General features: G+C 43.2%; 4 protein-coding genes. All 4 read right to left on the bottom strand.

Annotated features, from left to right (window positions below; translation table 11 throughout):
* The coding region (locus tag JCM15124_RS12505; RefSeq protein WP_024999669.1) for a ThiF family adenylyltransferase at positions 1 to 318 on the bottom strand (318 nt) is incomplete at its 3' end.
* A 128-nt stretch (positions 319 to 446) separates the two neighbouring features.
* Positions 447 to 734, bottom strand: coding sequence for a helix-turn-helix domain-containing protein (locus JCM15124_RS12500; RefSeq protein WP_024999668.1), 288 nt, complete (start codon positions 732 to 734; stop codon positions 447 to 449).
* A gap of 11 nt (positions 735 to 745) precedes the next feature.
* Positions 746 to 1048 (bottom strand): helix-turn-helix domain-containing protein, encoded by a 303-nt coding sequence (locus tag JCM15124_RS12495; RefSeq protein ID WP_024999667.1) that lies wholly within the window; start codon positions 1046 to 1048, stop codon positions 746 to 748.
* A 7-nt stretch (positions 1049 to 1055) separates the two neighbouring features.
* Positions 1056 to 1214, bottom strand: a complete 159-nt coding sequence (locus JCM15124_RS16105) for a hypothetical protein (protein ID WP_156930728.1) — start codon at positions 1212 to 1214, stop codon at positions 1056 to 1058.
* Positions 1215 to 1605 lie beyond the last annotated feature (391 nt).

Raw genomic sequence — 1605 nt, 5'->3', positions numbered from 1 at the left:
ATCTTCGATGTTATCAGGAGCCAAGAACTCCGTATGAAAGTCTATCTGCGCTTCGGGATTGATACTTTGCAAACGCTCAGCCAAACACTCCGCTTTGTATCTGCCAATGTCATTCTCCGTATAGTTCTGCCTGTTAAGGTTGCTTTGCTCCACCTTGTCGCCATCAACAATGGTAATATGCTCGAAGCCAAGTCTCAAAGCGCATTCAGCTACAATACTACCGATGCCTGCACCACCAAGGAAAATCTTATAATTCCTTATCACGCTTTGCTCTTTCTCGCTCACGTAGAGCCTGTTTCTGCTGTATCTTTCTTTCATAACTGAATAATTATTTTGGGCAAAAGTAAATGTAACAAAGCATATATACTCTACACAAAAGTGTAATAATCGCTTGCCTTGCTGATTATTTTAGATTTTATAACATTTCTGTTTGCGATATGCTGCTATCACTTATAATTATCCTCCAACAACTTTTCCAAGTCCGAAGCCTTATAGAGTATCTTTCCCGCAAACTGTGTGTAGGGAATAATCCTCCTGTCCCGATAGTCCTGCAAAGTTCGGGGACTGATATACAGCTGCTTGCACACCTCCTTGCCCGTTAGGAAATGCTCACCTCCAAACAACGGTTTGTGTGTCTGTGCCACTTTCTTTATACGTCTATTCACTTTGTCAAGGGCAGAGAGTACCACCTGCATATCGTCCGCCTCCATGTTCAAATCTCTTACTTGTTCCATAATCTTCATGTTTATTTGTTGATTTTAGTTTTATCCGTTTTTGATTTCTCTGTTTTGGTTTGGAGCAACTGCTCCACGTCCTCACGCTTGTAATAGCACTTATGCCCGATTTGGGCAAAGGGCAACACTCCCGTATCACGGTAGTGCTGCAAGGTGCGCTTGCTGATGTTGAGTAGCCTGCACACATCCCCGTTGTGCAGCCAATCGGCGTGCCTGCTCTGTTCTCCGAATGCCTTGTGGCAGGTCTCGGCAAGGCTGAGTATCTCGTCCCTCAGTCTTGCCCAATTTGAATCCGTAATAATAAAATAGCCCATAGTTCTATTATTTGTTTTGTTTGTAATTCCTTTTCTTGTTTTGCGCGTCACCGCACGTTTCTACCTGCAAAAGTATGGCGTGTTTCCCATACTTCAAAGCAATGGGGAACAGCAGGGAAGTATCGGGAAGTTGGAGGAAAAGGCTGCACATTTCCTCGGCTGGCATTTGCGCTTTTTTGCCCTGTTTCCTTCTTTCACAGTCCGTTTGGTGCAAAGATAGGTCGTGCCTCTCCAATTCTATTGGCGTTGTTCAAGTGGCAGTTTGTGGCACTTTCAATGTAGCCAACCCCTACCATTTTCTGTACTGATTCTATGGTTTACAATATCGGTGCAGAACACAGCAAACGTGCGCAAGGGGCACACTACTGCCTTTGCCTATTCTTATTGTTGTACTCTTTATTTTTGGTTTTAATCAGCCTTTTCTTGCCCCAACTCTATAAAAATTCATGAGAATTTCATTGCTAATGAACGCAACATTATGCAAGCACTCCCTGAATGCTTGGAACTTTACTGTTCTCTTGATAACTTCGTTCTTGGAAACAAAACCAAGCATATAA

Source organism: Prevotella falsenii DSM 22864 = JCM 15124, from assembly GCF_000613945.1.
GTDB lineage: Bacteria > Bacteroidota > Bacteroidia > Bacteroidales > Bacteroidaceae > Prevotella > Prevotella falsenii.
This window is presented reverse-complemented; position numbering and strand designations above follow the sequence as displayed.

Coding starts and splice junctions, on each gene's coding strand:
- JCM15124_RS12500 (WP_024999668.1), bottom strand. CDS start 734: ATGGAACAAGTAAGAGATTTGAACATGGAGGCGGACGATATGCAGGTG.
- JCM15124_RS12495 (WP_024999667.1), bottom strand. CDS start 1,048: ATGGGCTATTTTATTATTACGGATTCAAATTGGGCAAGACTGAGGGAC.
- JCM15124_RS16105 (WP_156930728.1), bottom strand. CDS start 1,214: ATGCCAGCCGAGGAAATGTGCAGCCTTTTCCTCCAACTTCCCGATACT.